This window comes from Pantoea rodasii (assembly GCF_002095465.1).
Lineage (GTDB): Bacteria > Pseudomonadota > Gammaproteobacteria > Enterobacterales > Enterobacteriaceae > Pantoea > Pantoea rodasii.
Map to the genome: position 1 here is coordinate 296,706 of NZ_MLFP01000004.1, position 24,585 is coordinate 321,290.

Genomic DNA, 24,585 nt, shown 5'->3' on the forward strand with positions numbered 1-24,585 from the left:
AGGATGGTTGTCCCAATGTTTGTATTCGGGAGTGGGAAATGAAGCCTTTTTTGCGCTGGTGTTTTGTTGCGACAGCTATCACGCTGGCAGGATGCAGCAACTCCAATTGGCGTAAGAACGAAGTTCTGGCAGTACCTTTGCAGCCCACACTGCAGCAAGAGGTGATCCTGGCGCGAATGGAACAAATTCTTGCCAGTCGTGCCCTGACCGATGATGAACGCGCACAGCTATTATATGAGCGCGGAGTGTTGTATGATAGTTTGGGTCTGAGGGCATTAGCGCGGAACGATTTCTCGCAAGCGCTGTCTATAAGACCAGATATGCCCGAGGTGTTTAACTACCTCGGTATATATTTAACGCAGGCAGGCAATTTTGATGCTGCCTATGAAGCGTTTGATTCTGTACTTGAGCTTGATCCAACTTACAATTATGCGCATTTAAACCGTGGTATCGCCCTCTATTACGGCGGTCGATACAAGTTAGCGCAAGATGATCTGCTGGCGTTTTATCAAGACGATCCTAACGATCCTTTCCGCAGCCTTTGGCTCTATCTCGTTGAAAGCGATATGGACGCCGACAAGGCAAAAGTTGCGCTTCAACAGCGCCATGACAAAGCGGCCCGGGACCAATGGGGATGGAATATTGTCGAGTTCTACCTTGGCGACATCAGTGAAAAAACGCTGATGGAACGTCTCAAGGCGGACGCAACGGATAACACCTCGCTCGCTGAACATCTCAGTGAAACCAACTTCTATTTAGGTAAGTACTACCTAAGTCTGGGGGAGAAGGACGACGCGAAAGCGTTGTTCAAACTGGCGGTCGCTAACAATGTTAACAACTTTGTTGAGCACCGATACGCATTGTTGGAACTGGCGCAACTCGGCCAGACACAAGACGATTTATCAGAATCTGACCAGCAATAGCTGACGAACTTTTATTGCCTGAATACTTGTAAAGTCATCATCTTCGAGGTGAGGGCTTTTCTGTTCGTCAAAACTTCTAATTTGAGCCGGTTCACACTTTTTGATGAAAATGACTGAAAGTTTTCACGACGAGTTATGTAGACTGGCCGCCGCAATCTAAGAGGCACGTGTACTACATGACTGATATTCAAACCACTTTTTCCGAACTTGGCCTGAACGCCGACATCCTCGAATCACTGAACGGTATGGGCTACGTTAAGCCTTCTCCAATCCAGGCTGAGTGTATTCCTCACCTGCTGGCTGGCCGTGATGTGTTAGGTATGGCGCAGACCGGTAGTGGTAAAACGGCGGCATTCTCGCTGCCACTGCTGCACAACATTGATCCAACCGTTAAAGCACCGCAAATCCTGGTGCTGGCTCCAACCCGCGAACTGGCTGTTCAGGTTGCTGAAGCCATGACTGAATTCTCTAAACACATGCGTGGCGTAAACGTAGTGGCCCTGTACGGCGGCCAGCGTTATGACGTTCAGCTGCGTGCACTGCGTCAGGGACCACAAGTTGTTGTGGGTACGCCTGGTCGTCTGCTGGATCACCTGAAACGCGGCACGTTAGATCTGTCTAACCTGCGCGGCCTGGTGCTGGACGAAGCTGATGAAATGCTGCGTATGGGCTTCATCGAAGACGTTGAAACCATCATGGCGCAGATCCCAGACGGTCACCAGACCGCGCTGTTCTCAGCTACCATGCCAGAAGCGATTCGTCGTATTACTAAACGCTTCATGAAAGATCCACAGGAAGTACGCATCCAGTCAAGCATGACCACGCGTCCTGATATCTCTCAGTCTTACTGGACCGCTTACGGCCGTAAGAATGATGCGCTGGTGCGTTTCCTGGAAGCAGAAGACTTTGATGCAGCCATCATCTTCGTGCGTACCAAAAACGCCACGCTGGAAGTGGCCGAAGCGCTGGAGCGCAGCGGTTACAACAGTGCAGCCCTGAACGGTGACATGAACCAGGCACTGCGTGAGCAGACGCTGGAGCGCCTGAAAGATGGTCGTCTGGACATTCTGATCGCGACTGACGTTGCCGCACGTGGTCTGGACGTTGAGCGTATCAGCCTGGTTGTTAACTATGACATCCCAATGGATGCGGAATCTTACGTTCACCGTATCGGCCGTACCGGTCGTGCGGGTCGTGCGGGCCGTGCGCTGCTGTTCGTTGAGAACCGCGAGCGTCGTCTGCTGCGTAACATTGAACGCACCATGAAGCTGACCATTCCAGAAGTTGAGCTGCCTAACGCAGAACTGCTGGGTGAGCGTCGTCTGGCTAAGTTCGCCGCGAAAGTACAGCAGCAGCTGGAAAGCAGCGATCTGGACATGTACCGCGCACTGCTGAGCAAAATGCAGCCGGGCGAAGATCTGGATATCGAAACTCTGGCCGCAGCACTGCTGAAAATGGCACAGGGCGAACGTCCACTGATTCTGCCACCAGAAGCACCACGTCCAGCGCGTCGTGAATTCCGCGAGCGTGATGAGCGTCGTGATTCACGTGACTCTCGCGATTCACGCGGTCCGCGTGAAAACCGTGCCGACCGCGGTGACCGTGGTGATCGTGGCGAAAGCCGTGATGGTGCTCCACGTCGTGAACGTCGTGACGTTGGCGAAATGCAGCTGTATCGCATTGAAGTGGGCCGTGATGATGGTGTTGAAGTTCGTCACATCGTTGGCGCGATTGCTAACGAAGGCGACATCAGCAGCCGTTACATCGGTAACATCAAGCTGTTCGGTACTCACTCAACTATCGAGCTGCCAAAAGGTATGCCGGGCGAAGTTCTGCAGCACTTCACTCGCACGCGCATCCTGAACAAGCCGATGAACATGCAGTTGATGGGTGATGCACCGGTGCACGAGCGCTCTGAGCGTCGTCCTGCAGGTGGTGGCGAGCGTCGTGGCAATGGCGCACCGCGTGGTGATGGTGCTCCACGTGGCGAAGGCGCTCCGCGTCGTTTCTCTGAGCGTCGTGAAGGCGGTCGTGAGGGTGGTCGTGAAGGCGGACGTTTCAGCCGTGAAGGTGGCCGTGGCCCACGTCGTGAAGACGGTGCCTCTGCGCCACGTCCAGCACGCCGTGATGCATAAGCGATAAAAGCTTAAAAGTAAAAAGGGACGCCGCGGCGTCCCTTTTTTATGCTCGTAAAATAATCTTTACACTCCGCCTGAAATCAGCACCCGCTCACCGCTTACATAGGCTGACTCTTCCGACGCGAGGAATAGGGCAACCTGCGCCACATCCTCCGGTAACCCAAATCGTCCCAACGGCGTAGCGGCAATCAGTTTCGCTTTAACGTCGGGGTTCATCTTCTTCGCTGCCAGTAAACCTTCCGTCAGGATGATCCCCGGTGCCAATGCATTGACGCGGATGTTACGCGGCCCCAGTTCACGTGCCAGACCTTGCGTTAAGGTATCAATCGCGCCCTTGGTCGCCGCCCACAAAACCGAACCGGGCGTACTACGCTGACTATTGAGGGCACTCAGATTAATGATGGTGCCACCGTGGGCGGGGAAGTGCTTAGCTGCCTGCTGACAAACCAGTAATGTCCCCAACACGTTCACATTGAGCTGTTGCTGCATTTCGCTGAGGCTGAGTTCGGCAAAGTCGCCGTGATGGAAAATACCCGCGTTGTTGACCACGATATCCGGTGCGCCAAACTGCTCGATGCTACGGGCGAATAAACGCTGCACATCGGCCTCACGTGAGATATCGGCCTGAACGGCGATAGCATCGCTGCCTAGCTCGCAAATGTCCGTCACCACATCTGCCGCACCCGCTTCATCCTGGCGGTAATTAACAATCACGCGCGCACCGGCCGCCGCGAAAGTCATCGCAATGGCGGCGCCAATGCCTTTCGACGCGCCCGTCACCAGCGCGATTTTGCCTTCAAGTGCTTTCATTGTGTCTCTCCACCTGGGAATTCGGGGAAGGGTAAGCATGCGCTGTCCCTACAATTTTGCGGTAGCGCAATCCTGCAAGCTTTTTGCACAATCCTGCAAAAGTACTGTTCAGGGACTAGGCGCAGCGCGAGCGAAAGGCGAGAATGCTGACACAGTGATTTCTCATCACGGAGAGCGTAAAGCATGATTCATCAGGAACAGTGGCAGCAACTGGTGGCGATGATTGCTCGTCATTCCCCGGAGGATGGCCGCCATTTTAGCCCAATCGATTTTCTCTCATTTGGACGCAGCTCTAAACCCACCAGTCTGACTCATATCGCCACCTGGGCGAGTTTTGCACTGGTGGCTCAGGGGCAGAAGGCGCTGCGAATGGGTGAAGACGTGATGCATTACGGTCCGGGCGATCTGCTGCTGGTCACGCTGGATATGCCAGTGCAATCCTGCGTGGTACAAGCGACAGCGGAGAAACCCAATCTGGGCGTGGGTATCACCATCAATGAAACGCGCCTGATGCATTACCTCGAACATTTCCCGTTGCAGCAGATCGGCGCAGCGGTCACCAACGAACGCGGTATCACGGTACACAAAGTGGCGCCGCCGTTGGTGGATGCGGTGATTCGCCTGATTGAGCTGCTGGACCAGCCACAGGATATTCCCGCGCTGGCACCGTTGATTGAGCAAGAGATTTTCTATCGGCTTCTGACCGGGCCAGAAGGGCCGCGCATCCTCAACATGGCGTTAACTGAACGGCCGGGCAACAAAGTGGCACGCGCAGCACGCTGGTTGCGCGAAAACTTCCATCACCCGCTAAAAATGGATCAGCTGGCCAGTAGCGTCGGCATGAGCATTTCGTCGTTGCATCATCATTTTAAAGCGGTAACGGCGATGACACCGATGCAATATCAAAAGCAGCTGCGTCTTAACGAGGCGCGGCGCTTGATGTTGATTGATAAGTTGGATGCAGGAACGGCAGGATATCGCGTGGGGTATCAGAGCGCCTCGCAGTTTAGCCGTGAATACAGTCGCTTCTACGGGCAATCGCCGGCACGTGATGTGCGTATGGTGGCAGTGGGGCCAGAAGGATTGACCCCACAGCAGTGAACGTTACAGCGAACGCGCGGCTTCCATCGCCAGCGCGAACGAACGCAAACGAGCCTGTGAATCGAAAATCTGGCCGTTAACCATGATTTCATCCGCCTGAGTTTCGCGTATCAGCGCGGCTAACCCCTGGCGCACTTTGTCGCTGTCACCAACAATCGACATGCTCAGCGCTTGCTGCACACCATATTGCTCAGACGGCGACCACAGGTTATCCATGTTCTCGACCGGTGCGGGCAGCGGGCCCGGTTTGCCACGGCGCAGATTGATAAACTGCTGCTGCATCGAGGTGAACAGGAAGCGCGCATCACGCTCGCTATCCGCAGCCACCACGTTGACACACACCATGGCATACGGTTTCGTCAGACGCGCAGAAGGTTTGAATTTCTCACGATAGAGATGCAGTGCCTGGAACAGCAGGTCCGGCGCAAAATGAGACGCAAACGCGAAGGGCAGGCCAAGTTGCGCAGCCAGCTGTGCACTGTAAAGGCTGGAACCTAACAGCCACACCGGAATTTTCAGGCCGAGGCCCGGCACTGGCTGCACTGGCGGATGTTCACCGTCTTCGGCGTCAAACCAGTGAATCAGTTCTGCCACATCTTCCGGGAAGCTATCTGCCTGGGCGCTAGAGAGATGACGGCGCAGCGCTAACATGGTGCGCTGGTCGGAACCCGGCGCGCGGCCCAGTCCCAGGTCAATACGGCCAGGATACAACGATTCAAGCGTGCCAAACTGTTCAGCGATCACCAGCGGTGCGTGGTTGGGCAGCATAATGCCACCGGAACCCAGGCGTAACGTTTCCGTATTCGCGGCCAGATAACCGATCAGTACTGATGTCGCCGCACTGGCGATACCGGTCATGTTGTGGTGCTCGGCAAGCCAATAGCGGTGGAATCCAAGCGCTTCTGATTGACGCGCCAGCGCCAGCGAATTATGGAAGGCCTCGCGCGCGGCGGAACCCTGGGGAATCGGAGCCAAATCCAATACGGACAGGCGAACAGGTTTTTCTCGGACATGGGTACTCCAGCTTATGATGGCGCAGGCGTCAGCCAACCTGCACCAGTCAGTATTACGCATCAGTACCCATATTAAAACTGCTAATAACAGCAGGCATATAGCCGGAACGTGCCTTTATCGTCCGTTTTGCAGCGCCATGCCCGCCAGCCGTCGCCAGTAGCCATTGCAGTCACTGCCGCGCGCCATCATTAGCGGCGCTTCCCCGGCTTCGTTCGCGCGGAAGCGATCGACCTCTGTCAGTGTCGTTTCATCCTGCGGCGAGAGGCGTACGATGTCGATCCAGTTATGCATGCCGGCCAAATCGTTACCGAGGTTATAGCAGTACCCGCTCATGGTCTGGATACCATTCAACACGAACACCTGTTGCCCCTCCTGTGAGAGCACGCGGCGGCCGGTGGGATAATGAATGCAGCAGGTCTGACAATCATCCTTGGCGCGATTCTCTGAACGTGCAGTAAAGCAGCGTGCGGAAAGCGCCAGCGGCAGATAGCCATAACCGAGCACTTCTACCTCGAACCGATCGCGCACGCCTGCTGCATCGCACTGCTGCAACAGTTGAATCAGCCAATCGCGCGACATCTCTACCGGAATACACCAGCGTGTCATGCCTTCTTTCAACAACAGTTGCAGCGTCTGCGCGTTGTAAACATTCAGCGTGGGGCCGGCGACAAACGGCAGCTTACGCTCTGCCGCCATATTGACCGTGCCGATATCATTCGCCTCCAGCAAAAACTCGCCATTCTCAACATAGCGGCGCAGCTCTTTGACCTCGGATGGCGACTGCAACAGCGCCAGTGTACTGACCACCACTTGCTTGCCGTGTTGCGCCAGGTGCCGTCCCATCTCCATCCATTGATGGAAGGATGTCGCGCGCCGTTTACTGCATACCGCCTCACCCAGGTAAATAATATCGGCAGAACTGTCGGCGGCATGCTGATAAAAGCTTTCCAGCGTATCCGTTGACCAGTACCACAATACCGGCCCGATTGCGTATCTCATGCGTTCCCCTTACTGCCAGTCACGGTGATAGGCACCGAGCGTGGTTTGACTGCCTTCAGAAAGCTCACCCAGCGCCCGCATCCAGGGCTCTTGCACCGCAAACTGCTCAGGTGAGGCCATGCAGCGGTCAATCGCCTGACGCCATACTTTCGCCACCTGCGCCACATAAGCTGGGCTGCGTTGACGACCTTCAATTTTCACCGAAGCGATGTTGGCGCGCAGCAGCTCGGGTAACAGCGACAAGGTATTCAAACTAGTGGGCTCTTCCAGCACGTGATAGCGCTGGTTATCGACTTCATAGCGGCCTTTGCACAGCGTCGGATAGCCTGCGCTTTCATCGGCGCCGTAGCGATCAATCAGCACTTCATTCAGGCGCGATTCCATCCCTTGTGGCGTTTGCTGCCAGCGCACGAATTTTGCCGGTGAGCAGGCGCCAGCACTGTTAGGTGATTCACCCGTCAGCCAGGATGAGAGATAACAGCGGCCCTCCGCCATGATGCACAAGCTGCCAAAGGCAAACACTTCCAGCGGCACCGGTGTTTCACGTGCCAGCTGTTTAACCTGATGCATCGACAGCACGCGCGGCAGCACCACGCGGCTGAGATCGAAATGACGATGATAAAAGTGGATGGCCTGCAGATTGGTGGCCGAAGCCTGCACGGAAAGATGGCGTTCTACCTGCGGATAGCGCTGCGCGGCATATTCCAGCGTGGCGATATCAGCGAGAATCAGCGCATCGGCACCGTTCTGTGCGGCCACATCAATCGCAGTCTGCCAGCGGTTCATGCCATCTGGGTGGGCAAAGGTGTTGATGGCTACGTGCAGCTTGCGCCGATGCTGATGCAGAAAGCGCGACGCTTCTGCCAGCTTCTTATCGGTAAAATTCAGGCCAGCAAAGTGGCGGGCATTGGTGTCATCTTTCAGACCGACGTACACGGCATCGGCGCCATGCTCCACCGCCGATTTCAGCGCAGGCAAATTCCCCGCCGGACACAGCAGTTCCATACATTTTTCTCCCCCGAATACTGAAGCCGTAAAGTGTAGGGAAGGCGACTGGCGGTAATGTTGATTTAAGGCAGTGAAAGCGATGATGACCCTGCAGACTGAAGATTATTTAACCAATCATCCGGCTAATTCCTTGATCTCAGTGGAGGCGAAGCCGCGGGGATGTGGCAATATAGGTAAAATTTTCTGAAGGGATTGATGATTATGCTGTCGCGCTTGTGCGGTCTTATTGTGGAAAAAGGACCAAAATTCCTTGGCTTACCGATTTCTATTACGCCATTCCCCATGAAAAAAGTGGTTTTGCAACAACTCCTAAACTGGCAATTTCGTCATGCTTTGTCTGAAGGTGAGTTAAACTTTCTGGAAGGGCGCTTTCTGGGAATCGAGATTGCGGATGTAAATCTGCGCTGGATCACCACCTTGCAGAACGGGCGCCTGACCGTTTCGCGCGATGCCGAGGCCGATGTCTGGTTTCGTGGCGAAGCCAACGATCTGTTGCTGGTGGCAGCACGCAAAGCAGACCCCGATATGTTGTTCTTTCAACGCCGCCTGGTGATTGAGGGCGACACGGAGCTGGGACTGGAGGTGAAGAATTTGATGGATGCCATAGAACTGGATGCCATGCCCACGCCTTTGCGCACGGGGTTGCAGCAGCTGGCTGCCTTTGTTGAGGCAGGAATGAAACAGGACGCGAAGGCCGCAGAGGCGCGCGCGGGGATCTCATGTTGATTCGTACTGAAATTGGTGTGGATGCGGCGGGCATCGACACGCTCTTAAAGCGCAGTTTTGCTACTACCGCCGAGGCTGAATTGGTGCAGCAGCTGCGTGAAGATGGATTATTAACGCTGGGCGTGGTTGCCACGGACGATGAAGGACAGGTATTAGGTTATGCCGCTTTCAGTCCCGTCACCTTGCAAGGCGAAGATCGCAACTGGGTGGCATTAGCGCCGCTGGCGGTCGATGAATCGGTGCGCAAGCAGGGCATTGCCAAACAGCTGGTGTATGAAGGGCTCGATTCCCTGAACGAGTTCAGCTATAGCGCGGTGGTGGTATTGGGCGATCCCGAGTCTACAACCCGTTGGGCTTTGAACCGGCTGCACGGCATGGCTTGCACTGCCGTTGGCTGGGCAGCGAAGCGGCGTTCCAGGTGTACAAACTTGCGGACGATGCGTTTACGGGCGCAGAAGGGCTGATCGCTTTCGCGGAACCTTTTAATCGTTTCGATTAAACCACGCATTCAGGCATGAAGGCTGCTGTGCAACCAGCAGCAGCTTTTGCGTGCGGCTGAGTTGCTTCACCTGGTACTCCAGACGAGAAGCGGCTGAGCGGTCGCCTGCATCGCAGTGAAAGACCAGCGTCAGCGGGCCTTTTCCGCGCAGCGCGCGCGCACCCTTTCCGGCCTGATGCTGTAGTAAGCGGCGCTGGACATCCGTGGTGATGCCGGTGTAAAGCATTCCAGCAGCGGTTTGCAGCATATACAGCTGCCAGCCCTGTTGCATAAACGTATCCTGAAAAATTGCTGGCTGGCAGTGTAGCGTGCTTATCTGCATATCGCTACGTGCTGCAGGGAGTTGCATTTTGTCCGACCATTCTCATCTGATCCGCTACCTCAAAAAACAGCATGCTCTGTCATTGTGCGCCAGCAACGGCGACGATCTGTGGTGTGCCAACTGTTTTTATGTCTTTGATGAAGCGCGCATGGCGTTCTGGCTGATGACCGAACCGGATACGCGACATGGCGCATTGATGCTGCAAAATTCGCGCGTGGCCGGCACGGTCAACGGCCAGCCGAAAACGGTGCTGTTGATCAAAGGCGTGCAATATCGTGGGCGTATTCAGCAACTGACAGACGAGAGTGAGGAGCAGGCGCGGCATGCTTACCAAAAGCGCTTTCCAGTTGCCCGCAAAGTCAAAGCCCCGCTGTGGGAAATCACGCTGGATGAAGTGAAGATGACCGACAACGCACTGGGCTTCGGCAAAAAGATTGTCTGGCAGCGTGATAACAACGGCGCGATCTAAAAATTCCGCGTGCGATCAAAATTACGCCAATTTTGCATAGCAGATTCCAATAACCTGAATAACACTGTGGATTAACCGTCGCACTTCCCCGTGCGGCCATCGTTATTCTGTAGAATACGGAATCTGTTATGAGCCAACTCGCAACTTCTGCACCGGCGACGCGCTTCGCGTGGTGGAAACCCTTGCTGTTTATCGCGGTGGTGGTCATCGGCCTGTGGTATGTCAAATGGCAACCTTATTACGGCAAAGCCTTCACGGCGGCTGAAACCCACTCGATCGGCAAATCGATACTGGCGAATGCCGCCGATTCACCCTGGCGCGCGGCGCTGGATTACGCGATGATCTACTTCCTCGCCGTCTGGAAAGCCGCCGTACTCGGCGTGCTGCTGGGATCGCTGGTACAAGTGCTGATCCCGCGCAACTGGCTGCTACGCCTGATGGGCAACTCGCGGTTTGGATCGACGCTGATCGGCACCGGTTTAGGTTTGCCGGGCATGATGTGTACCTGCTGCGCCGCGCCGGTGGCGGCGGGATTACGTCAGTCGCAGGTATCCAGCGGGGCGGCGATGGCCTTCTGGTTAGCGAATCCGCTGCTGAATCCGGCCACGTTAATCTTTATGGGATTTGTGCTCGGTTGGCACTTCGCCGCGATTCGGCTGGTGGCGGGCTTAATCATGGTGTTAGCGATCGCGTCACTGGTGCAGCGTAGCGTGCCGGAACACTCGGTCGCCGCCCCCGTGGCGATGGCTGCCGGAAATGAGCAGCCGTTCCTCACTCGCTGGCTGGGCGTCATGTGGCGGCTGTTCTGGAATACCATTCCGCTGTATATCGTTGCCGTGCTGTTATTGGGTGCCGCGCGCGTCTGGCTATTCCCGCATGCCGAGGGTGCGGTGGGGAATACGCTGTTTTGGGTGATGCTGATGGCGATAGCCGGCTGTTTATTTGTCATTCCCACCGCCGCAGAAATCCCGATTGTGCAAACCATGATGCTGGCGGGCATGGGCCTGGCACCTGCGTTAGCGCTGCTGGTGACCTTACCCGCCGTGAGTGTGCCGTCGCTACTGATGCTGCACCGTGCCTTCCCGGCGCGCGCCTGTGGATCGCGCTGATTGGCGTGGCACTCAGCGGCATGATCCTCGGTATCTTCGCTCTGTGGCTGACGTAAATACCAGATTGTCTGATTGCGGCTGCCGCGCCATAGCAGCCGCGCATCTTTCTCGGCTTCGATAAAACGCCCATCAATCAGCACGTCAATTTCAGCCACCACTTCACGCTGTGCCGCGCTGAGTTCCGCCATCTGATAACCGGTCCACAGCCAGATATCTTTGTCCGGGCACTCACGGCGTACGCGCTTTATCAGACGACGGATGTGCGGCACGTTGTGCGGATGCAGTGGATCGCCGCCGCTGAGCGACAACCCCTGACGCGGAATGCGCTGATCCTTAAGATCGGCCATCAGCTGCTCCTCCCTCTCCAGCGTGAAAGGCTCGCCGGAATCGAGCCGCCAGGTGCTTTGGTTATAGCAGCCGCGACACTGATGCTCGCAGCCCGCGACAAACAGCGTGCAGCGCGTGCCCGGCCCATTGACGATATCGACGGCGTAATAGCCATGGATGCGCATCATCCCAGCTGTCCGTTATCCAGATGTTTAACCCGGCGCTGTACCTCTTCCTGCTTACCGGCATTAAACGGACGCGCGTCCGGGCTGCCGAGGTAGCCACAGACGCGGCGCGTCACGGAAACCCGTGCCGGATCGTGATTACCGCAGCACGGGCAGGTAAACCCTTTGCTGGTGCAGCTGAATTCGCCGGTGAAGCCGCATTCATAACACTCATCGATGGGCGTGTTGGTGCCGTAATAGGGCACGCGGTGATAGCTGTAATCCCATACATCTTCCAGCGCTTTGAGGTTGTGCTGAATATTGGGGTATTCGCCGTAGCAAATGAAGCCGCCATTGGCGATGGCCGGATAGGGTGTCTCGAAGTCGATTTTATCGTAAGGATTCACTTTCTTCTCGACGTCGAGATGGAAGCTGTTGGTGTAATAGCCTTTGTCGGTCACGCCCGGCACCACGCCAAATTCAGCGGCATCGAGTCGACAGAAACGATCGCACAGGTTTTCGCTCGGCGTGCTGTAGAGGCTAAAACCGTAACCCGTCTCGTCTTTCCACGCGTCTACCGCCTCACGCAGGCGCTGCACAATCGCCACGCCTTTTTCCCGCAGGTGCTGCGCATCATACGGATGAACCTCATTGCCGCTTAGCGCATTCAGCGTTTCATGCAGGCCGATGTAACCCAATGAAATCGAGGCGCGGCCATGGCGGAAAATCTCGCCGACTTCATCATCGGCATTCAAGCGCACGCCGCACGCGCCTTCCATGTAAAGAATCGGCGCCACGCGCGCCTTGGTTTTCTCCAATCGGGCGATGCGCGTCATTAAGGCGCGCTTGGCCAGTGTGAGGCGTTCATCCAGAAGCCGCCAGAAGTGGGCTTCGTTGCCGTTGGCTTCCAGCGCAATACGCGGCAGGTTGAGGCTGATCACGCCAATATTGTTGCGACCTTCATGGATCTGCTCACCGTTTTCCTCATACACGCCAAGGAAACTGCGGCAGCCCATCGGCGTTTTGAATGAGCCGGTGATCTCGACCACTTTTTCGTAATTCAGGATATCGGGATACATCCGCTTGCTAGCACATTCCAGCGCCAGCTGTTTGATGTCGTAATTAAAATCACCAGGGCGGCGATTCACCCTTCGCGGATGGCGAACACCAGCTTCGGGAACACCGCAGTTTTGTGGTTTTTTCCCAGCCCTGCGATGCGGTTGCGCAGAATCGATTGCTGAATCAGGCGTGCAGCCCAGTCAGTTCCCAAGCCAAAACCAAAGGTGACAAACGGCGTCTGTCCATTGGCGGTATGCAGCGTGTTGACCTCATATTCCAAAGACTGGAAGGCGTCATAGCACTCTTTCTCGGTGCGCACGCGAGCATAGGCTTCCGCATCCGGGATCTGCCATTCCACCGCCACCGCGCGATGCTTTTCAAGGCTAAGATTCACAAACGGCGCGAGCACTTCATCGATGCGGTTAATGGTGGTGCCGCCGTAAATATGGCTGGCGACCTGCGCAATGATCTGTGCGGTGACGGCTGTTGCAGTGGCAATGGATTTTGGCGGCTCGATCTCCGCGTTGCCCATCTTAAAGCCATTGTTCAACATGCCCTGAAGATCGATCAGCATGCAGTTAAACATCGGGAAAAACGGCGAATAGTCGAGGTCGTGATAGTGGATCTCGCCGCGCTCATGCGCCAGCACCACATCACGCGGCAGCAGCTGCTGTTGGGCATAATGCTTCGCGACGATACCTGCCAGCAAATCGCGCTGGGTCGGGATCACCTTGCTGTCTTTGTTGGCGTTCTCGTTGAGCAGCGCGGCGTTGGTCTGTTCTACGAGGCCACGAATGGCGTGGTGCAGTTTTCCGCGTTGCTCGCGTGCCTGATCGCGGTCGTGGCGATATTCGATATACGCGCGTGCCAGCTGTGGCCAGCGCCCACTCATCAGCGTCTCTTCCACCGCGCACTGAATATCGCGGATATCAACTTCACTGCGATCGGCCAGCTGCTGGCTGACGCGTGTCGCGACTTCTGCACACCACTGCGCATCATCAATCTGTGCCGCCTGCGCCGCAGCCTGCACCGCCAGCTCAATACGCTGCGCTTCAAACGGTACTCTGCAGCCGTCGCGCTTAATCACCACCGTCGCCATTGTCTCTCCGTGTCACTACATATAGATATTTTACGGAAGTGTAATCGCTATATGTGGTGTTTTGCCGGAAATTAATCGCGCTGTTTTTGACCTGCCGCAAAGAAGCCACAACGAAGATTGAAAGCCGCACAATGGTTAAGCGGACTAAACTTCAAAAGTTTTAACCCGCCCAAACTTCGACCTCGTGCAACTTGATTTGCGATGCGAAGCAGGTTTAATGGTTTTTTTGCCTATTTTTGGCCCGTCATTTTTTCTACAAGGATGCCTTACATGCCTCTGCAACGAACGCTGCTCGCCTGTTGTTTATCCCTGACGTTCTCCTCTTTTGCCGCACCGGTTACCGATCTGCCATTAATGCCCTGGCCACAAAAAGTGGTACAGCCCGCGAGCGGTGGCGCATTGACGCTGACGCCGCAATTCACGCTGCATATTACGGGCGATCATCTGGAAGGCGCCGAAGCGCGCTGGCGTGCACGTATTTCACGTCAAACCGGTTGGCCGCTGCTGCCCGCCAGCGCGCCGAGCGATCAGGCCACGATTCAGGTGCAAATCGCCCAGGCGGTGGATCCGCTGCCACAACCCGAAAGCGATGAAAGCTATCATCTGGAAGTGAACAGCAGCGGCGTGATACTCAAAGCCAACACGCGTTTCGGTGCGATGCGCGGCATGGAGACGCTACTGCAGCTGATTGAAAATAATGAAACAGGCACGCAGATTCCTTACGTTACCATTGATGATAAGCCGCGCTTCCCGTGGCGCGGGGTGTTGATCGATTCGGCGCGCCACTTCCTGCCGATTGAAACGGTGAAGCGCCAGATCGACGGTATCGCCGCAGCGCGTATGAACGTATTCCATTGGCATCTGACCGATGATCAGGGCTGGCGATTTGCCTCCAGCCACTATCCGCAGTTACAGGAGAAGGCCAGCGACGGCCTTTACTACACGCAGCAGCAGATGCGTGATGTGGTGCGTTACGCCACCCAGCGCGGCATACGCGTGGTACCGGAAATTGATGTGCCGGGACATGCCTCAGCGATTGCGGTGGCGATGCCGGTACTGCTCAGCGCGCCGGGCCCGTATAAGATGGAGCGCGGCTGGGGCGTGTTTAAACCGCTGCTCGATCCCAGCAACGAAGCGGTCTTCACCTTCATTGATACGCTGATGGGCGAAGTCACGGCGATTTTCCCCGATCCCTACATTCATATCGGCGGCGATGAAGTGGATCCGACGCAATGGAACGACTCGCCGAAGATTCAGCAGTTTATGCGCGACCATGGCCTAAAGGACACGCACGCATTACAGGCGTGGTTCAATCAGCGGGTGGAGAAGATTCTGGAAGCGCACCAGCGACGCATGATCGGCTGGGATGAGGTTTATCATCCGGATCTGCCGAAAAGTATTTTGATTCAGTCGTGGCAAGGGCAGGACGCGCTGGGTGAGGCGGCGAAACACGATTTCCGCGGTATTCTTTCCACCGGTTTCTATCTCGACCAACCGCAAACGGCGGCTTATCACTATCGCAACGAACCCTGGCCGCAAGGGCTTAATGGTCAGGACCAGATTCAAGCTGACGATCAGGCGCAGAGCTGGCAGTTCACCATGCCGCGTCTCAAAGGCAGCCCGCTGAAAGGCAGTTTCACCCTGGTGGAAGGTAAGAATGGCTGGCGCGGCTTTATTGATTTCAATGGCAAAGCGCGGCGCATGGTGAGTGACATTCGCTGGCTGTCGCCGACGCAGCTGACCTTTAGCGTCGATACCTGGATGGGACCATTCCAGCCAATGGTCACTCTGACGCAGGACAAACTGACCGGCTATATGCTGGTGGGCAACATGCGCTATCCCGCCGAGGGCAGCAAACTGGCGCAGGTGCCGACCGGCATTCAGCCTTCCGTGCCAACGCCTGAGCAAATGCAAAACAACCTGATTGGCGGTGAAGCGGCGCTGTGGGCGGAAAACGTCAACAGCAGGGTAATCGATACTCGCTTGTGGCCGCGCGCCTTTGTGGTGGCTGAGCGTCTCTGGTCGGCGAAGGATGTCACCGACAGCGACAACATGTACCAGCGCTTGAGCGCGGTAGATCGCTGGGGCACGGTGTCGGTGGGATTGCAGCAGCATCAGCAGGCGGAGGTGCAGATGATGAGGCTGGCCAACACCAGCGATATCTCGTCGCTGCGGGTGCTGGCAGAGGTGCTGGAGCCGGCGCAGTATTACACGCGCCAGCATCTAAAATTCCAGGCCGGGCATTACGACTACTTCGAGCCGTTAAACCGTCTGGCTGACGTGCTGCCCGCTGAGAGCGAACCGGTGCGATTACTGGATAAACAGGTGGATGCGCTGATCGCCAATCGCGAGGATCGCATGGCGGCCAACGCGATTCGCCAGCAGTTACAGCGCTGGCAGAACAACAGTGATGCAGTGATGCCGCTGATTCTGGGCAGCTATCAACTCAAACCGCTGCAGCAGCAGGTTCAGCAGGTGGCTTCGCTCAGCCGCATGGGCATCGATTTGGTCAATGCGATGCAGCGTAATCAGGCTTATGGAGCGAGTGAAGTGGCTGAGATGCATGCAAAACTGGATGCCGCTGCCGAGGTGCAGGATGAAACCGTGCTGGCGCTGGTCAGGCCGCTGGAGAAGTTGCTGAGATCGTCTAAGTAAACGGATGCGCGATGAATCGCGCCGCTACGGGGGGATGGCACACCATGGAATTTCGCCGCTACGGGGGTGAAGAGCAGCCCAAGCAATGATGCCGCTAAGGTGATATTCTCACACATTAAATGCGCCGCCACACTTGAGCACAAGTTTGTAGCGGCGCAATTTATTGCGCATTGCCTTTACTTAACGACGTACGGCAATCGCCTCAATCTCGATCTTCACATCTTTCGGCAGACGCGCCACTTCCACGCAAGAACGCGCCGGGAAGCTGGCGTTGTGCTCGGTGAAGAACGCTTCGTAAGTGGCGTTCACGGTGGCGAAGTCGTTCAGATCTTTCACAAACACGGTGGTTTTCACAATGTCGCCGACTTTCAGGCCCGCGGCTTCCACGATCGCCTTCACATTTTCCAGAGACTGACGTGCCTGGGCAGACACATCGTCCGCGACGGCACCGGTCGCCGGATCAACAGGGATCTGGCCTGAAGTGATGATCATGCTGCCGAGATCCACGCCCTGCACATAAGGGCCAATTGCTGCGGGTGCTTTTTCTGTGCTGATTTCGCGAGACATTGTTTCTCCTTAAAAGTGCGCAGCCGACCTTTGTCAGCCGCGTATTGGTTCGCCCCATTATAGGGACGATAAGCACGATTACCAGTGACCCAGCACCACGTGGCGCGCGAACTCTTTCTCGCAGTATTTGCACTTCAGGTGCACATCATCGTCACGCTGTTTCACCGCAAAGCTGCTGAATACCGGCTCGCTGCGGCTGATGCAGTTGCTGTTCGGGCAGGTGAGTACGCGCTCAACACGATCCGGCAAGGTCGGGGCGATCTTCGCTACCACTTCGTATTCATCAATACGGTTAACGGTAGCAAGCGGCGCATACACCGCCAGCTGATTGATCTGATCGTCGGTCAGGAAGGTATTCTCGATCTTAATCAAATCCTTGCGGCCCATCTCGCCAGACGGCAGATTGAGGCCAATGGTGATGCGCTGGTCAGTCTCGGTCAGGCGAAACAGCGACAGCAATTTAAAACCGACCTGCGCAGGAATATGGTCGATTACCGTGCCACGCTTGATGGCTTCAACCTGCAATTTATTATCGTGAGTCATCGGTTGCTCCTTAGAGTGCCAGTTCGCTATTCAGTACCAGTGCCAGCAGAGCCTGGCGGGCGAAGATGCCGTTGCCCGCCTGCTGGAAATACCAGGCGTGCGGCGTGCTATCGACATCGGTGGTGATCTCGTCAATACGCGGCAGCGGATGCAGCACTTTCATGTTGTCGCGGGCACCGACTAAATCGGCCGCACGCAGGATGAACTGTGCTTTGACGTTGGCGTACTCGGAAGGATCAAGACGCTCTTTCTGCACACGCGTCATATAGAGGATGTCGAGTTCTGGCATCACTTCTTCGATGGTGTCGTGGCGCGTCCAGACGATATTCTGCTCATCCAGCATGTCGGTGATATAGGCCGGCATCGCCAGTGCATCCGGCGCGATAAAGTAGAAACGGTTGCCGGTGAATTTCGCCAGCGCCTGCGTCAGCGAGTGCACGGTACGGCCGTATTTCAGGTCACCGACCATCGCCACGTTGAGATTATCGAGGCGGTCCTGGGTTTCACGGATAGTAAACAGATCCAGCAGAGTTTGCGTCGGGTGCTGGTTGGCACCGTCACCGGCATTGAGAATTGGAATACCGCTGGAGAATTCAGTCGCCAGGCGCGCGGCGCCTTCCTGCGGATGACGCATCACAATCGCATCGACGTAAGTACTGATCACCGAAATGGTGTCGGCCAGCGTTTCGCCTTTCTTACCCAGCGAGGTATTGCTGCCGTCGGCAAAACCCACCACCGAAGCGCCAAGGCGATGCATGGCGGTTTCAAACGACAGGCGCGTGCGCGTTGAGGCTTCAAAGAAGCAGCTGGCGATCACGTTGTGCTTCAGCAGTTCTGGCTGAGGATGCGCTTTCAGCTGGGCAGCGGTGTGTAACACCAGCTCCAGCTCTTCGCGGTTGAGATCGTTAATGGAAATAATGTGCTTGCGATATAGCGGGTTGGCCATAGCGTTCTCCTCTGCGCTGCCGGATTGCGGACAAAAAAAAGCCCCTGCTTAAGGGGCTTTTTTTACGATCAATGTATGACGGAAAGAAACAGCGGCATCGCCTGTGGTCAGGCGGGGTAGAGCGGCAAATTGTACGCTGCGCTGTTGCATGTTTCCTCCGGCAAATTGTGGCGCATTATACGCATTCACTGATTTGCATCAAGCAGAAATCGCCGCAAGGTAAACGTTTGCTTTACTTGTTACCCAGCGTGGCGACCATCACTGCTTTGATGGTATGCATACGGTTTTCAGCCTGATCAAACACAATGCTGTGCGACGATTCAAACACTTCATTGCTCACTTCCATGCCGTCATGCAGACCATATTGCTCAGCCATCTGACGCCCCAGAGTGGTTTGATCGTCATGGAAGGCGGGCAGGCAGTGCAGGAATTTCACCTGAGGATTGCCGGTCAGCGCCAGCATCGCACTGTTCACCTGATAAGGACGCAGCAGGGCGATACGCTCTTCCCACACCGATTTCGCTTCGCCCATCGACACCCACACATCAGTGTAGATGAAATCCGCACCTTGCACGCCTTCGGTAATCTCTTCCGTCAGCGTGATTTTGCCACCGGTTTTCTGTGCCGCCACGCGACACTGTTCCACCAGTTGCTCTTCCGGCCAGCAGCCTTTTGGCGCGACCAGACGCAGATCCAGCCCCACCAGCGCAGCGGCTTCCAGCATGCTGTTACCCATGTTGTTGCGCGCATCACCGACGTACACCAGCGTCATCTCGCTCAACGGTTTGCCTGGCAGATGTTCCTGCATGGTGAGCAGATCGGCCAACAGTTGCGTAGGATGAAACTCGGTCGTCAGACCGTTCCATACTGGCACACCGGCAAATTCCGCCAGGGTTTCCACCAGCTCCTGACCAAAGCCACGATATTGAATGCCGTCATACATGCGACCTAAAACGCGCGCAGTGTCTTTCATCGACTCTTTATGGCCGATCTGGCTGCCGCTTGGGCCGAGGTAAGTGACGTTAGCGCCCTGATCGTATGCGGCAACTTCGAAAGAGCATCGGGTACGGGTCGAGTCTTTTTCGAAGATGAGCGCGATATTCTTGCCTTTCAGGTACTGCGTCTCGTTGGCATTTTTCTTAGCGTGTTTTAATTCACCTGCCAGACTGAGCAGGTTAGCGATTTCGGCGGGGGTGAAATCCAGCAATCTCAGGAAGTGTCTCGAATACAGCTGACTCATACAGCGCTCCAGATACGGGTTCATAATGAATTAAAATTCAATCTAACCGTATGAATATGCATTTTCAACCCCGGAGATAAGAAACTTTCTGTTTTGTGTAGTGGCGGGCGAGGCAGTGTGGGAAAATAATTGCATTCACGTCGAACATTTTGAGGACACGCACATGGCATATGAAGCATTGCTGGAAGAACAGCGCGAAGAAACCCGCCTGATCATTGAAGAGTTGCTGGAAGACGGCAGCGATCCGGATGCGCTTTACACTATCGAGCATCACCTCTCTTGCAACAACTTCGACTCACTGGAGAAAGTGGCGGTTGAGGCTTTCAAACTGGGCTTTGAAGTGAGCGAGCCAGAAGAGCTGGAGCTGGAAGAGGGCGGCACGGTAATGTGTGTGGATATCTTAAGCGAAGGCGCGTTAAAGCCAGAGCTGATTGATGCACAGGTTGAGCAGTTGGTGAATCTGGCCGGTGGCTTTAACGTCGATTACGACGGTTGGGGCACCTACTTCGAAGATCCAGACGCAGAAGATGAAGACGACGATGGTGAATTCATCGACGACGAAGAAGACGACGGTGTGCGTCACTAAGTCTTAATGGGCGGCGCTCGCCGCCCAGATCATTTTCCCCGCCATATAAAGAACGCCGATGAATTACGCTCCCCTGTTAGAACCCATTTATGAATTTCTGCACTGCCGCACGCCACAAGCGTGGATTGATGAAGCGCGCAAGCCGGAAAATTTGACGCTGCTGCTGACCGATCACATGGTGTGTGAACTAAAAGCGGCGCAAACCGCGGTGTTTATCATTCGTCGCTATGTGGCTGATAAGCCGAGCGGTGATGCCATTCTGGCGTGGCTGAAGCCGTATGAAGATTTCATCTACCGCGAAGAGCCGGACAGCAACTTCATTAACGCGCATAAAAATCTGACCAAAAGCATCATTGTGCGTAATGAACTGCCGTGGGCGGATGATTTGGTCGAGATGATGATTCTGCTGATTAAAGAAGAGCTGCATCATTTTTATCAGGTATGGGAAATTATGCAGTCGCGTGGTTTGCCGTATCGAAAAATCACCGCCAGCCGTTACGCCAGAGGTTTAATCCGTGAGATTGCCAATCATGAACCCGATGGGCTGGTGGATAAGTTGATCTGCGGGGCCTATATCGAAGCGCGATCTTGCGAGCGGTTTGCCAGCCTGGCGCCGTATCTGGATGAACAGCTGCAGAAGTTCTATATTTCGCTGCTGCGTTCTGAAGCGCGTCACTACCAAGATTATTTAAAGCTGGCGGAACAGATTTCAGCCAAGGATATTACGCCGCGCGTGCAGGCGTTTGGTGCAGCAGAAGCGCGCTTAATCAGCGAGCCAGATGGTGAGTTGCGTTTTCACAGCGGTGTGCCCGCGTATTAAGCCTGATGCGCAGACGTGCGCATCACTTCAACATCACAGCACCTTCAACATCCGCACTTCGCAATCGCCGTGCCCGGTACAGCCCATGGCGCTGTCAATCAGCTCGAAGCCCAACGACTCATACAGTTTAATCGCGCGGGTCAGGCTGCCGGTGGTTTCCAGGTAGCAGCGACGAAATCCCTGCTGACGCGCATACTCCATGGCACGCAATGCGAGCGCACGCGCTAACCCTAAACCCCGCACCTGCGGCAGGAAGTACATCTTTTGCAGTTCGCAGATATCCGGTGCGCTACACGCCAGCGGTGCCACGCCGCCGCCGCCGACCACTAAACCCTCATGCTCAACTATCCAGTACGCGCTGTTCATCTCGCTATACAGCTCGAACAGGCGATCCAGATTAGGATCGGACACGGTGTAGCCTTTATCTGCGGTCAGGCCAAATTCCGCGGACACATCGCGGATCACTTGGGCGATCAGCGGGTTATCGGCCGCGACAATCGGGCGCACCTGCAAATTGAGTGGCGTAGCGGTGGTCATCATTCTCTTCCGGTGTAAAAAAGCCGGGCAGTGCCCGGCCTGGATTAAGCAGTTGGACTGAAGCGCTTACAATGCCGCAATCACGCCCTGCTGTTCAATCAGTTTTGCTTTTGATTGTTCCAGCTCAACAATGCGCTCACGCTCTTTCGCCACCACCGCTTCCGGTGCACGTGCGACAAAGCCTTCGTTCGCCAGTTTGACCTGGATCTTCTCAATCTCGACATCCAGCTTGGTCAGCTCTTTCGCCAGACGCTCCAGTTCAGCTTCTTTGTTGACCAGATCCGCCATTGGGATCAGCAACTCAGCGCCTTCGACGATCTTGGTGACCGATACCGGACCTTTCTCGCCCGCAGGCAGAATGGTCAGGCTTTCCAGACGCGCGAGGCGTGACAGGAAGCTACGGTTCTCATCGACACGACGCTGCGCGGTTGGCGAGCAGTCACGCAGCAGCACATCCAGCGGTTTACCCGGTGCGATGTTCATCTCAGCACGGATGTTACGCACCGCCACGATCGCCTGCTTGATCCACTCGATATCCGCTTTGGCTTCTGCGTCTTCTTTCGCCGCGTCAAACTGCGGGAATGGCTGCAGCATGATGGTGTCGTGATCGATGTTCTTCAGGCCTTTCACGCGCTGCCAGATGGTTTCGGTGATGTAAGGAATGATCGGATGCGCCAGGCGCAGCACCGCTTCCAGCACGGTAACCAGCGTATTACGCGTGCCGCGCAGTTCCGCTTCGCTGCCGTTGCTCATCACTGGCTTGGTCAGCTCCAGATACCAGTCACAGAACTGGTTCCAGGTGAAGTCATACAGAATGTTGGCTGCGATATCAAAGCGATAGCTGTCCAGCGCTTCACGATAGGCTTTCACGGTGCTGTTGAACTCGGTCAGAATCCAGCGATCCGCCAGCGACAGCTTCAGTTCGCCGCCGTTCTGGCCACAATCATGTTCTTCGGTATTCATCAGCACGAAACGGCTGGCGTTCCACAGCTTATTACAGAAGTTGCGATAGCCTTCGAGACGCTTCATATCCCAGTTGATGTCACGGCCGGTTGAGGCCAGTGCCGCCAGGGTAAAGCGCAGGGCATCGGTGCCGGAAGCCACAATGCCGTCCGGGAATTGCTTCTCGGTACGCTTGCGGATCTTCTCAGCCAGCTGCGGCTGCATCATGTTACCGGTGCGTTTCTCCAGCAGATCTTCCAGCGAAATGCCGTCGATCATATCCAGCGGATCGATGACATTGCCTTTCGACTTGGACATCTTCTGGCCTTCTTCATCACGAATCAAACCGGTCATGTAGACGGTTTTGAACGGCACCTGTGGCTTGCCGTCTTCATCTTTGATGAAGTGCATGGTCAGCATGATCATGCGCGCAATCCAGAAAAAGATGATGTCGAAGCCGCTCACCAACACGCTGGTTGGGTGGAAGGTACGCAGCGCTTCGGTATTCTCTGGCCAGCCAAGGGTAGAGAAGGTCCACAGGCCTGACGAGAACCAGGTGTCCAGCACGTCGTCGTCCTGGCGCAGTACCACAACGTCAGCCAGGTTATTTTCCTGACGCACTTCTGCTTCAGTGCGACCAACGTAAACGTTGCCGTCGTTGTCATACCAGGCCGGAATGCGGTGTCCCCACCACAGCTGACGCGAGATGCACCAATCCTGAATGTCACGCATCCATGAGAAGTACATGTTCTCGTACTGTTTTGGCACGAACTGGATGTCGCCGTTTTCGACTGCTTCGACCGCGACTTTCGCCAGCGGGGCAGTGCGCACATACCATTGGTCGGTCAGCATCGGCTCGATCACCACGCCGCCACGGTCGCCGTAAGGCACGGTCAGATCATGGGGTTTGATCTCTTCCAGCAGGCCGATTTCATCAATCGCGGCTACCATCGCTTTACGCGCAGCAAAACGCTCCATTTTCTGGAACTGTGCCGGAATCTCATCCGCGCACTCGTCGCTGACTTCACCGTTGGTGTCGAACACTTCCGCGCGCTCACGGATATCGCCATCAAAGGTCAGGATGTTGATCATTGGCAGCTTGTGACGACGGCCGACTTCGTAGTCATTGAAGTCGTGCGCCGGGGTGATCTTCACGCAGCCGGTGCCTTTTTCCATATCCGCATGGTCATCGCCCACGATCGGAATGCGACGATTTACCAGCGGCAGGATCAGCTCTTTGCCGATCAGATCTTTGTAACGCGGATCTTCCGGGTTCACCGCCACGCCGGTATCGCCCAACAGGGTTTCCGGACGGGTGGTGGCAACCACCAGATAATCTTTGCCTTCGGCGGTTTTCACGCCGTCTGCCAGCGGATAGCGGATATGCCACATTGAGCCTTTGCTCTCGCGGTTTTCCACTTCCAGATCGGAGATAGCCGTACGCAGTTTTGGATCCCAGTTCACCAGGCGTTTGCCACGATAAATCAGGTTCTCTTTGTACAAACGGACGAACACTTCACGCACCGCATTCGACAGGCCTTCATCCATGGTGAAGCGCTCGCGCTCCCAATCCACGGAGTTGCCAAGGCGACGCATCTGACGGGTAATGGTGCCGCCAGATTCCTCCTTCCACTGCCAGATTTTGTCGATGAAGGCTTCACGGCCATAGTCCTGGCGCGTTTTGCCCTCTTCAGCGGCGATCTTGCGCTCCACCACCATCTGCGTGGCGATGCCCGCGTGGTCAGTACCCGCCTGCCACAGAGTATTTTTACCCTGCATGCGCTGGTAACGAATCATGGTATCCATGATGGTTTGTTGGAAAGCGTGACCCATATGCAAGCTGCCGGTGACGTTCGGCGGCGGGATCATGATGCAAAAGCTTTCCTGGCTGGTATCGCCATTCGGTTTAAAGTAGCCCTGCTGTTCCCAGTGCTCGTAGAGCGGCTGCTCGATATCTTGCGGGTTATATGTCTTTTCCATTT

General features: G+C 55.6%; 21 protein-coding genes and 3 pseudogenes. 11 read left to right on the forward strand and 13 right to left on the reverse strand.

The window, feature by feature from the left end; translation table 11 throughout:
- The first annotated feature begins 38 nt into the window (after positions 1-38).
- The 3 genes from nlpI (at position 39) to HA45_RS07835 (ending at position 3,058) form a co-directional block, all read left to right on the forward strand.
- Positions 39-923 (forward strand): lipoprotein NlpI, encoded by an 885-nt coding sequence (gene nlpI / locus HA45_RS07825; RefSeq protein ID WP_100704440.1) that lies wholly within the window; start codon positions 39-41, stop codon positions 921-923.
- Positions 924-1,026: 103 nt separating this feature from the next.
- On the forward strand, positions 1,027-1,083 hold the full coding sequence (gene yrbN / locus HA45_RS28970; protein ID WP_098053093.1) for a protein YrbN: 57 nt from the start codon (positions 1,027-1,029) through the stop codon (positions 1,081-1,083).
- 16 nt (positions 1,084-1,099) lie between these two features.
- Positions 1,100-3,058 (forward strand): DEAD/DEAH family ATP-dependent RNA helicase, encoded by a 1,959-nt coding sequence (locus HA45_RS07835; protein ID WP_100704441.1) that lies wholly within the window; start codon positions 1,100-1,102, stop codon positions 3,056-3,058.
- Between the two features lie 66 nt (positions 3,059-3,124).
- Here the strand turns inward: HA45_RS07835 and HA45_RS07840 are convergent, their stop codons facing one another.
- On the reverse strand, positions 3,125-3,871 hold the full coding sequence (locus HA45_RS07840) for an SDR family NAD(P)-dependent oxidoreductase (protein ID WP_100704442.1): 747 nt from the start codon (positions 3,869-3,871) through the stop codon (positions 3,125-3,127).
- 183 nt (positions 3,872-4,054) lie between these two features.
- On the opposite strand from HA45_RS07840, the gene HA45_RS07845 reads away from it, so the two are divergent.
- Positions 4,055-4,972: an AraC family transcriptional regulator gene (locus HA45_RS07845; protein ID WP_100704443.1), complete on the forward strand. Its 918-nt coding sequence runs from the start codon at positions 4,055-4,057 to the stop codon at positions 4,970-4,972.
- A gap of 3 nt (positions 4,973-4,975) precedes the next feature.
- Here HA45_RS07845 and HA45_RS07850 read toward each other — a convergent pair whose 3' ends face one another.
- Genes HA45_RS07850 through ubiU form a run of 3 tightly spaced genes read right to left on the reverse strand, consistent with a single transcriptional unit; the run spans position 4,976 to position 7,990 of the window.
- Positions 4,976-6,046, reverse strand: a complete 1,071-nt coding sequence (locus tag HA45_RS07850) for a luciferase-like monooxygenase (protein WP_244563420.1) — start codon at positions 6,044-6,046, stop codon at positions 4,976-4,978.
- Positions 6,047-6,100: 54 nt separating this feature from the next.
- Positions 6,101-6,985 carry a U32 family peptidase gene (locus tag HA45_RS07855; RefSeq protein WP_100704445.1) on the reverse strand — a complete coding sequence of 295 codons (885 nt, stop codon included), beginning with the start codon at positions 6,983-6,985 and terminating at the stop codon, positions 6,101-6,103.
- 9 nt (positions 6,986-6,994) lie between these two features.
- A complete protein-coding gene (ubiU, locus tag HA45_RS07860) occupies positions 6,995-7,990 on the reverse strand; it encodes a ubiquinone anaerobic biosynthesis protein UbiU (protein WP_100704446.1) in 996 nt (331 codons plus the stop codon).
- A 204-nt stretch (positions 7,991-8,194) separates the two neighbouring features.
- Here ubiU and ubiT point away from each other — a divergent pair, with 204 nt between their 5' ends.
- Positions 8,195-8,719 carry a ubiquinone anaerobic biosynthesis accessory factor UbiT gene (gene ubiT, locus HA45_RS07865; protein ID WP_100704686.1) on the forward strand — a complete coding sequence of 175 codons (525 nt, stop codon included), beginning with the start codon at positions 8,195-8,197 and terminating at the stop codon, positions 8,717-8,719.
- Positions 8,713-9,218 (forward strand): annotated as a pseudogene (locus tag HA45_RS07870) (GNAT family N-acetyltransferase). Before ubiT ends, HA45_RS07870 begins: the two are co-directional and overlap by 7 nt.
- Here HA45_RS07870 and HA45_RS07875 read toward each other — a convergent pair.
- The gene (locus tag HA45_RS07875) at positions 9,202-9,489 is read right to left on the reverse strand and encodes a GIY-YIG nuclease family protein (protein ID WP_100704448.1); all 288 of its coding nucleotides are present in this window, start codon (positions 9,487-9,489) and stop codon (positions 9,202-9,204) included. The pseudogene HA45_RS07870 and the gene HA45_RS07875 overlap by 17 nt on opposite strands.
- A 79-nt stretch (positions 9,490-9,568) precedes the next feature.
- On the opposite strand from HA45_RS07875, the gene HA45_RS07880 reads away from it, so the two are divergent.
- Both HA45_RS07880 and HA45_RS07885 read left to right on the forward strand, forming a co-directional pair.
- Entirely contained in the window at positions 9,569-10,009 is a 441-nt protein-coding gene (locus tag HA45_RS07880; protein ID WP_100704449.1) for a YhbP family protein, read from the forward strand.
- Between the two features lie 128 nt (positions 10,010-10,137).
- On the forward strand, positions 10,138-11,118 hold the full coding sequence (locus HA45_RS07885; protein WP_436405004.1) for a permease: 981 nt from the start codon (positions 10,138-10,140) through the stop codon (positions 11,116-11,118).
- 50 nt (positions 11,119-11,168) lie between these two features.
- Here the strand turns inward: HA45_RS07885 and nrdG are convergent.
- A pseudogene (nrdG, locus tag HA45_RS07890) lies at positions 11,169-11,633 on the reverse strand (anaerobic ribonucleoside-triphosphate reductase-activating protein); the annotation flags it as partial.
- Positions 11,630-13,767 (reverse strand): annotated as a pseudogene (gene nrdD, locus HA45_RS07895) (anaerobic ribonucleoside-triphosphate reductase). The pseudogenes nrdG and nrdD, both read right to left, overlap by 4 nt.
- A gap of 270 nt (positions 13,768-14,037) precedes the next feature.
- On the opposite strand from nrdD, the gene HA45_RS07900 reads away from it, so the two are divergent.
- On the forward strand, positions 14,038-16,422 hold the full coding sequence (locus HA45_RS07900; protein ID WP_100704453.1) for a beta-N-acetylhexosaminidase: 2,385 nt from the start codon (positions 14,038-14,040) through the stop codon (positions 16,420-16,422).
- A 180-nt stretch (positions 16,423-16,602) separates the two neighbouring features.
- On the opposite strand, the gene ridA is transcribed toward HA45_RS07900, so the two are convergent.
- The 4 genes from ridA to argF all read right to left on the reverse strand — a co-directional run bounded on the left by ridA (position 16,603) and on the right by argF (position 19,718).
- Positions 16,603-16,989 (reverse strand): 2-iminobutanoate/2-iminopropanoate deaminase, encoded by a 387-nt coding sequence (gene ridA / locus HA45_RS07905; RefSeq protein ID WP_034826478.1) that lies wholly within the window; start codon positions 16,987-16,989, stop codon positions 16,603-16,605.
- Positions 16,990-17,067: 78 nt separating this feature from the next.
- A complete protein-coding gene (gene pyrI / locus HA45_RS07910; RefSeq protein ID WP_100704454.1) occupies positions 17,068-17,532 on the reverse strand; it encodes an aspartate carbamoyltransferase regulatory subunit in 465 nt (154 codons plus the stop codon).
- Between the two features lie 10 nt (positions 17,533-17,542).
- Complete coding sequence (pyrB, locus tag HA45_RS07915) at positions 17,543-18,478, reverse strand: aspartate carbamoyltransferase (RefSeq protein WP_100704455.1); 936 nt, start codon at positions 18,476-18,478, stop codon at positions 17,543-17,545.
- 232 nt (positions 18,479-18,710) lie between these two features.
- Positions 18,711-19,718, reverse strand: coding sequence for an ornithine carbamoyltransferase (gene argF, locus HA45_RS07920; protein WP_100704456.1), 1,008 nt, complete (start codon positions 19,716-19,718; stop codon positions 18,711-18,713).
- Between the two features lie 163 nt (positions 19,719-19,881).
- On the opposite strand from argF, the gene rraB reads away from it, so the two are divergent.
- Both rraB and miaE read left to right on the forward strand, forming a co-directional pair.
- The gene (gene rraB / locus HA45_RS07925) at positions 19,882-20,304 is read left to right on the forward strand and encodes a ribonuclease E inhibitor RraB (protein ID WP_100704457.1); all 423 of its coding nucleotides are present in this window, start codon (positions 19,882-19,884) and stop codon (positions 20,302-20,304) included.
- 58 nt (positions 20,305-20,362) lie between these two features.
- Entirely contained in the window at positions 20,363-21,124 is a 762-nt protein-coding gene (gene miaE / locus HA45_RS07930; protein ID WP_100704458.1) for a tRNA isopentenyl-2-thiomethyl-A-37 hydroxylase MiaE, read from the forward strand.
- A gap of 33 nt (positions 21,125-21,157) precedes the next feature.
- Here miaE and HA45_RS07935 read toward each other — a convergent pair whose 3' ends face one another.
- Entirely contained in the window at positions 21,158-21,664 is a 507-nt protein-coding gene (locus HA45_RS07935) for a GNAT family N-acetyltransferase (RefSeq protein WP_420849084.1), read from the reverse strand.
- A gap of 63 nt (positions 21,665-21,727) precedes the next feature.
- Positions 21,728-24,583 (reverse strand): valine--tRNA ligase, encoded by a 2,856-nt coding sequence (locus tag HA45_RS07940; RefSeq protein ID WP_100704460.1) that lies wholly within the window; start codon positions 24,581-24,583, stop codon positions 21,728-21,730.
- Positions 24,584-24,585: the final 2 nt, after the last annotated feature.

Bases quoted from the DNA above. Each gene is read 5' to 3' on its own strand.
- HA45_RS07940 (WP_100704460.1), bottom strand. From the start codon at position 24,583: ATGGAAAAGACATATAACCCGCAAGATATCGAGCAGCCGCTCTACGAG.
- HA45_RS07835 (WP_100704441.1), top strand. From the start codon at position 1,100: ATGACTGATATTCAAACCACTTTTTCCGAACTTGGCCTGAACGCCGAC.
- rraB (WP_100704457.1), top strand. From the start codon at position 19,882: ATGGCATATGAAGCATTGCTGGAAGAACAGCGCGAAGAAACCCGCCTG.
- HA45_RS07840 (WP_100704442.1), bottom strand. From the start codon at position 3,871: ATGAAAGCACTTGAAGGCAAAATCGCGCTGGTGACGGGCGCGTCGAAA.
- HA45_RS07855 (WP_100704445.1), bottom strand. From the start codon at position 6,985: ATGAGATACGCAATCGGGCCGGTATTGTGGTACTGGTCAACGGATACG.
- HA45_RS07900 (WP_100704453.1), top strand. From the start codon at position 14,038: ATGCCTCTGCAACGAACGCTGCTCGCCTGTTGTTTATCCCTGACGTTC.
- HA45_RS07845 (WP_100704443.1), top strand. From the start codon at position 4,055: ATGATTCATCAGGAACAGTGGCAGCAACTGGTGGCGATGATTGCTCGT.
- HA45_RS07935 (WP_420849084.1), bottom strand. From the start codon at position 21,664: ATGATGACCACCGCTACGCCACTCAATTTGCAGGTGCGCCCGATTGTC.
- pyrB (WP_100704455.1), bottom strand. From the start codon at position 18,478: ATGGCCAACCCGCTATATCGCAAGCACATTATTTCCATTAACGATCTC.
- pyrI (WP_100704454.1), bottom strand. From the start codon at position 17,532: ATGACTCACGATAATAAATTGCAGGTTGAAGCCATCAAGCGTGGCACG.
- miaE (WP_100704458.1), top strand. From the start codon at position 20,363: ATGAATTACGCTCCCCTGTTAGAACCCATTTATGAATTTCTGCACTGC.
- HA45_RS07875 (WP_100704448.1), bottom strand. From the start codon at position 9,489: ATGCAACAGGGCTGGCAGCTGTATATGCTGCAAACCGCTGCTGGAATG.
- nlpI (WP_100704440.1), top strand. From the start codon at position 39: ATGAAGCCTTTTTTGCGCTGGTGTTTTGTTGCGACAGCTATCACGCTG.
- HA45_RS07885 (WP_436405004.1), top strand. From the start codon at position 10,138: ATGAGCCAACTCGCAACTTCTGCACCGGCGACGCGCTTCGCGTGGTGG.
- HA45_RS07850 (WP_244563420.1), bottom strand. From the start codon at position 6,046: ATGCGTAATACTGACTGGTGCAGGTTGGCTGACGCCTGCGCCATCATA.
- argF (WP_100704456.1), bottom strand. From the start codon at position 19,718: ATGAGTCAGCTGTATTCGAGACACTTCCTGAGATTGCTGGATTTCACC.
- ridA (WP_034826478.1), bottom strand. From the start codon at position 16,989: ATGTCTCGCGAAATCAGCACAGAAAAAGCACCCGCAGCAATTGGCCCT.
- ubiU (WP_100704446.1), bottom strand. From the start codon at position 7,990: ATGGAACTGCTGTGTCCGGCGGGGAATTTGCCTGCGCTGAAATCGGCG.
- ubiT (WP_100704686.1), top strand. From the start codon at position 8,195: ATGCTGTCGCGCTTGTGCGGTCTTATTGTGGAAAAAGGACCAAAATTC.